This is a genomic window from Mesorhizobium sp. M7A.F.Ca.CA.004.04.2.1 (assembly GCF_004022825.1).
Classification (GTDB): domain Bacteria; phylum Pseudomonadota; class Alphaproteobacteria; order Rhizobiales; family Rhizobiaceae; genus Mesorhizobium.
The window spans coordinates 1-5,480 of sequence record NZ_RZPH01000347.1; the positions used below are offsets into that span (position 1 = coordinate 1).

Annotated in this window: 6 protein-coding genes and 1 pseudogene; 4 read left to right on the forward strand and 3 right to left on the reverse strand. The window is 63.1% G+C overall.

Going from position 1 to position 5,480, the window contains the following annotated elements; genetic code table 11:
• A pseudogene (locus tag EN893_RS16740) lies at positions 1-314 on the forward strand (metalloprotease); the annotation flags it as partial.
• Positions 315-338: 24 nt separating this feature from the next.
• On the opposite strand, the gene EN893_RS16745 reads toward EN893_RS16740, so the two are convergent.
• Positions 339-1,202 carry an RNA polymerase factor sigma-32 gene (locus tag EN893_RS16745; RefSeq protein ID WP_023814301.1) on the reverse strand — a complete coding sequence of 288 codons (864 nt, stop codon included), beginning with the start codon at positions 1,200-1,202 and terminating at the stop codon, positions 339-341.
• Positions 1,203-1,524: 322 nt separating this feature from the next.
• Here EN893_RS16745 and EN893_RS16750 point away from each other — a divergent pair, with 322 nt between their 5' ends.
• The 3 genes from EN893_RS16750 (at position 1,525) to EN893_RS16760 (ending at position 3,884) form a co-directional block, all read left to right on the forward strand.
• Complete coding sequence (locus tag EN893_RS16750; protein WP_127267251.1) at positions 1,525-2,298, forward strand: amino acid ABC transporter substrate-binding protein; 774 nt, start codon at positions 1,525-1,527, stop codon at positions 2,296-2,298.
• 138 nt (positions 2,299-2,436) lie between these two features.
• On the forward strand, positions 2,437-3,117 hold the full coding sequence (locus EN893_RS16755) for an amino acid ABC transporter permease (protein WP_127267252.1): 681 nt from the start codon (positions 2,437-2,439) through the stop codon (positions 3,115-3,117).
• Entirely contained in the window at positions 3,114-3,884 is a 771-nt protein-coding gene (locus EN893_RS16760; RefSeq protein ID WP_127267253.1) for an amino acid ABC transporter ATP-binding protein, read from the forward strand. Before EN893_RS16755 ends, EN893_RS16760 begins: the two co-directional genes overlap by 4 nt.
• A gap of 182 nt (positions 3,885-4,066) precedes the next feature.
• Here EN893_RS16760 and EN893_RS16765 read toward each other — a convergent pair whose 3' ends face one another.
• Together EN893_RS16765 and EN893_RS16770 are read right to left on the reverse strand one after the other, a co-directional pair.
• Positions 4,067-4,684, reverse strand: a complete 618-nt coding sequence (locus EN893_RS16765; protein WP_127267254.1) for a LysE family translocator — start codon at positions 4,682-4,684, stop codon at positions 4,067-4,069.
• 144 nt (positions 4,685-4,828) lie between these two features.
• The coding region (locus EN893_RS16770) for a response regulator transcription factor (RefSeq protein WP_245490848.1) at positions 4,829-5,480 on the reverse strand (652 nt) is incomplete at its 5' end.

Here is a 5,480-nt window from a genome sequence, read left to right on the forward strand (position 1 = left end):
ACATAGCGGTGATCCGCGCTGGCGGCCAAGTCTACCGGCTGCTGACCGCGGCCCCTTCCGCCAGCACGTCTCTGGACACGATCGCCCGTTCGGTAAGCGGCTCGTTCCGGATTCTGAGTGCTGCCGAAAAGGCGGCGCTGAAGCCGCTGCACATCCGCGTCGTCACCGTCCAGCCTGGGCAGACGATGGGTTCGCTTTCGGCGCAGATGGTCGGCGTTGACCGCAAGCTCGACCTGTTCCGCGTCCTCAACGCGCTGTCGCCCGGTGCCGCGGTTTCGGCCGGCGACAAGGTCAAGATCGTCACCGACAAGTAGGCGCCGCTGGACGCCTGCCGCCGTTCAGGCGGCAGTCGCCATGAACTCCGGATTCTGCTTCACCAATGCGACCTTGAGCTTTTCCATGGCGCGGGCCTCGATCTGGCGGACGCGTTCCTTGGAGATGCCGAGGGTTTCGCCGAGCGCTTCGAGTGTCGCGCCCTCGTCGTTCAGCCGCCGTTCCTCGATGATCCTCAGCTCCCGTGCGTTGAGCGCGCGAAGCGCCTCCCTCAGCCAGAGCGAGCGGCGCGCGACATCGATCTTGTCGCCGACGATCTCGTCGGGCAGCGGATCGTCCGAAATCAGGAAATCCATGCGCTCGGTCGAACCCGCATCGTCGGCAATAGGCATGTTGAGCGAGGAGTCGGGCGCCGAGAGCCGCGAATCCATCATCGCCACATCGGCTTCGGAGACGCCAAGCGCCTCCGACACTTCGCGATAGAGCGTGGCGTTGGAGAGCGGCTCCGTGCCATTCGCCAACCGCGCGCGCAGGCGTCGCAGGTTGAAGAACAGCGCCTTCTGAGCCGAGCTGGTGCCACCACGCACGATAGACCAGTTGCGCAGGATATAGTCCTGCATCGAGGCGCGGATCCACCATGTCGCATAGGTCGAGAACCGCACCTCGCGCTCCGGCTCGAAGCGGGCGGCGGCCTCGAGCAATCCGACATGACCCTCCTGGACCAGATCGCCGAGCGGCAGGCCGTAATGGCGGAACTTGGAGGCCATGGAAATGACCAGCCGCATATGGGCGACGGTGATTGAGTGCAGCGCGTTCTGGTCGTTGTCCTCTTTCCAGAGCAATGCAAGCCGATGCTCTTCGTCACGCTCGAGGTAGGGAGCCTTCATTGCCGCGCGGACCATGATCCGTCCTGCCGTGTCTTCCATCATGAGGCGCTCCCTGGGTGGTGCGAATGACTTTGCAAAGTTGGCTGCCGCCCGGGTTGAAATGCCGGCGTCGTGCCCTAGAACAGCCAGAACTGCCATGCGCGGGAAAGGTTCCGCGACCGCGGCGGCGCGATTGTGTTGCCTGAAGGATTCTCAGAAGGTCTGAGATGGCAGCGATCACGAGTGGAAAGTGCCGTTTAGAGAATATGGTTTCATAAACCCGCCGTTTTTGAAATCCTGTTCCTTATTTTTTCGGCTTGCATCTGTCAGTTTCCAGCGCTCACAAATATGCCGGCCAGCCGGCCAAGGACGGGATCACAGAAAAATGAAATGGCTCAAGTCGCTCATTATCGCCGGAACGCTGCAGGCCCTGGCTGTCGCTTCAGGTCATGCCGGCCCCAATCTCGACCAGATCAAGCACGCCGGTGTCATCAAGATCGGCACGGAAGGCACCTATGCGCCGTTCACCTACCATGACACGTCCGGTGCACTGGTCGGCTTCGACGTCGAAATCGCCAAGGCGATTGCCGAGAAGCTTGGTGTCCAGGCCGAATTCCTCGAAGGCAAGTGGGATGGACTGATCGCCGGCCTCGACGCCAATCGCTACGACGCCGTCATCAATCAGGTGGGCATCACCGATGCCCGCAAAGCCAAGTACGACTTCTCCGATCCCTACATCGCCTCCAAGGCGGTGCTGATCGTGCGCGGCGACAACACCGACATCAAGAGCTTCGCCGATCTCAAGGGCAAGAAGTCGGCGCAGTCGTTGACCTCGAATTTCGGCAAGCTGGCCGAAACGAACGGCGCTGAACTGGTCGGCACCGATGGCTTCGACCAGTCGATCCAGCTGCTTCTGACCGGCCGCGCCGACGCCACGATCAATGACAGCCTGTCGTTCCTCGACTTCAAGAAGCACAAGCCCGACGCCAATGTGAAGATTGCCGCGCAAGAGGAAAACGCCGACTATTCCGGCGTCATCGTGCGCAAGGGCGATCCGGAGCTGGTCGCCGCGATCAACAAGGCGCTGGCCGACATCAAGGCCGACGGCACCTATAAGAAGATCGCCGACACCTATTTCGGCCAGGATGTTTCGAAGTAATCTACGAGGCGAGCCGCTCCGCGGCCATGAGACACATAGAGCGGCGAGCCGTCTTTGACGGCCCGCCGCTTTTGTCGTGATATGGCAGACGCATTCTCGCCTTGACCAAGCTGCTTCGACCAATCTGGAGGGTCATACGTGCCGCACTGGCTGCAACTGATGCTGGAGTCGCTGCCTTCGCTGCTGTGGGCGGCGCTGATCTTCACCGTGCCGCTGACGCTGTTGTCCTTCGCCTTGGGGCTGGCCGTTGGGTTGGGTGCTGCACTCGCCCGGCTGTTCGGCCCCAAGCCGCTGGTCGCGCTTGTGCGCTTCTATGTCTGGATCTTCCGGGGTACGCCACTTTTGGTGCAGCTGTTCCTCATCTTCTACGGCCTGCCGTCGGTCGGCATCCTGCTCGACGCCTTCACGGCGGCGTTGATCGGATTCACGCTCAACATCGGCGCCTACACGTCGGAAATCATCCGCGCGGCAATAGGCTCGGTGCCGAAAGGCCAGTGGGAAGCCGCCTATTCGATCGGCATGACCTGGGGCCAGGCGATGCGGCGTACCATTCTGCCGCAAGCCGGCCGGGTCGCGGTGCCGCCGCTCTCCAACACCTTCATCTCGCTGGTCAAGGACACGTCGCTGGCCGCCGCCATCACCGTGCCGGAGATGTTCCAGGCGGCGCAGCGCATCGTCGCCACCACCTATGAGCCGCTGATCCTCTATGTCGAGGCGGCGATCCTCTATTTGGCGCTGAGTTCGGTGCTGTCGGCCTTGCAGACGCGGTTGGAGACCCGGCTCAACCGCTATGGCGGCTTCCTGGAGGCGCGCTCATGATCGGCCTCAGCAACATCGAAAAGCGCTTCGGCGACAATCTCGTGTTGAAGGGCGTGACGGTCACCATTGCCGAAGGCAGCGTCACGGCGCTGGTCGGTCCGTCGGGCGGGGGAAAGAGCACCCTGCTGCGCTGTATCAACCTCCTGGAGATCCCGACCTCGGGCACGGTGCGCATTGGCGACGAGACGCTCGAATTCCACCCCGGCGGCAGGGTTCCGGCCAGGGATATCCAGCGCCTGCGGCTGCAGACTGGCATGGTGTTCCAGAACTTCCAGCTGTTTCCGCATCGCACTGCGATCGAGAACGTCATGGAAGGGCTGGTGACGGTGTTGAAATGGTCGCCTGAGAGGGCACGCGAGCGGGCACTGGCTCTGCTGGAGAAGGTCGGGATGGTGCACAAGGCAGACGCCTGGCCAGCGACGCTGTCGGGCGGCCAACAACAGCGCGTGGCGATCGCCCGCGCTTTGGCGCCGTCGCCGAAAGTGCTGCTCTGCGACGAGCCGACCTCGGCGCTCGACCCGGAACTGGCGCAAGAGGTGGTCGAGGTGCTTGGCAAGCTCGCCAGCGAAGGCACGACCATGGTGATGGCGACGCATGATCTGCGCCTCGCCTCCAAGATCGCCCAGGAAGTGGTGTTCCTCGATGCCGGCGTCGTCGTCGAGAAGGGGCCGGCCGCGGTGCTGTTCAACAATCCGCAGCAGCAACGGACGAAGCGGTTCATCGCAACGCTGAAGCAGGAGGCTGAGAAGGAAGGCGGCGGCGCGTAAGAGCGCGGCCCAGAGTGTGTTGAATTCGGGTGATGGCCCAAAAGGGGCGCCGGTTTCCGGGATATCTTGCCGTGCGCGAGCAGGCCGTCAGCCGCCCTCCGGCATACTGGCCCTTGCTGCCGGCAGCCGCTAAAATTTCACCGTCGGCTCTCCCCTGACGCCGCGGCTTTTCATTTGCAGGTTCAGATATGATGGCTGACGAGCGCCACGCCAAGTCCGATGAGGATCGAACCGCATGTCTTGGGGATCACCCATCCGGCGCCGCCGCCGGTGAACCGGCCAACGGCGAGCGAGGCGATGCCGACCGCCGCCAGGTCGGCCATCGAGAAGATAAGATTGACGACGATGCCGAGGATGAGGAATTGCAACCCTACGGCAATGGCGGCTGACGGATCCACGAACTGCGGCAGGAAGGTCAGGAAGAACAGTGCTGTCTTGGGATTGAGGATCTCGACGACCATGCTGTCGCGGAATGTGTTCGGGGCCGGCCTGGCACCGTCCTCGCCCATCCGGTTCCAGCCCAGGAACATGGCAAGGCCCAGCGAAATGAGATATGTGGCGCCCGCCAATCGGATCATCGAGAAAGCGACCGGCGCGTGTTCCATCAGTGCGGCGAGTCCGACCGCCGCGGCCAGGATGTGCACGTAACAGCCGAGATGAACACCCAGTGCCGCCATCAATCCCGCCTGACGGCCATGGGCCAGCGTCTGCGCGGTCATGTAGAGAATCGCCGGCCCTGGCATGCAGGCGAAGGCGAGCGTTGCGAGGGCGAACGGAATCCAAAGATCCAGCGACGGCATGACGGCTCCTCCCATGTGATCAAGCCGTGGGAGGAGTAGGCTGGGGGTCAGGCCGAAAACATACGGCAGATGCCGTATTTGGATCGTGATCGGGCTTGGCTAATCTGCCGATGGTTAAGGGGACGTTGCCGAGCGGCTGCGATGTCAGCCGGCGGGCAATCCCAGACGAACCGCGTAGGCGGTCAGTTCGGCGGTGTTGTGGAGATTGAGCTTGCCCATCAGGTTTTCGCGATGCTTGCGAGCGGTCGGCAGGCTGATACCCAGCCGTTCGGCGATGTCGCGCGTGATCATGCCTTGCGCCACCAGTTGAAGGATCTGCCGTTCGCGCCGCGTCAGCGGCACCGGGGAGAGGATTTCCTGTGCGGCTATCGGCTCGCTGCCCCTGCCCATATCGCTGACGGCGAAGCGAACGGTTTTCGCCAGATAGGTGCCCCCCTTCTTGACCGCTTCGATGGCGGCGCCGAGTTCCTCGGGATCGCCGTCCTTGGTCAGGTAGGCGTTGGCGCCGGCACTGAGCGCGGCGCGCACCGTCCTCGGCTCGATATTGGCCGTCAGCACTACGATGCGCAGGTGTGGCGCCAAGGTCCTGATGGTGGCGATGAACTGCATCCCGGCGACGCCTGGCATGCCGAGGTCGAGGATCAAAAGGTCGGCGCGCGTGCTTCGCAGTTGGCCAAGCAGCGCCTCGCCATCCGCAGCCTCGGCGACGACCGAGACATTGTCCATCGCCGAGATGAGCAGCTTCAGCCCCTCGCGCACGATGGCATGGTCGTCGGCGAGTATGGCGGTGAGCGGG

Bases quoted from the DNA above. Each gene is read 5' to 3' on its own strand.
- EN893_RS16745 (WP_023814301.1), bottom strand. From the start codon at position 1,202: ATGATGGAAGACACGGCAGGACGGATCATGGTCCGCGCGGCAATGAAG.
- EN893_RS16750 (WP_127267251.1), top strand. From the start codon at position 1,525: ATGAAATGGCTCAAGTCGCTCATTATCGCCGGAACGCTGCAGGCCCTG.
- EN893_RS16760 (WP_127267253.1), top strand. From the start codon at position 3,114: ATGATCGGCCTCAGCAACATCGAAAAGCGCTTCGGCGACAATCTCGTG.
- EN893_RS16765 (WP_127267254.1), bottom strand. From the start codon at position 4,684: ATGCCGTCGCTGGATCTTTGGATTCCGTTCGCCCTCGCAACGCTCGCC.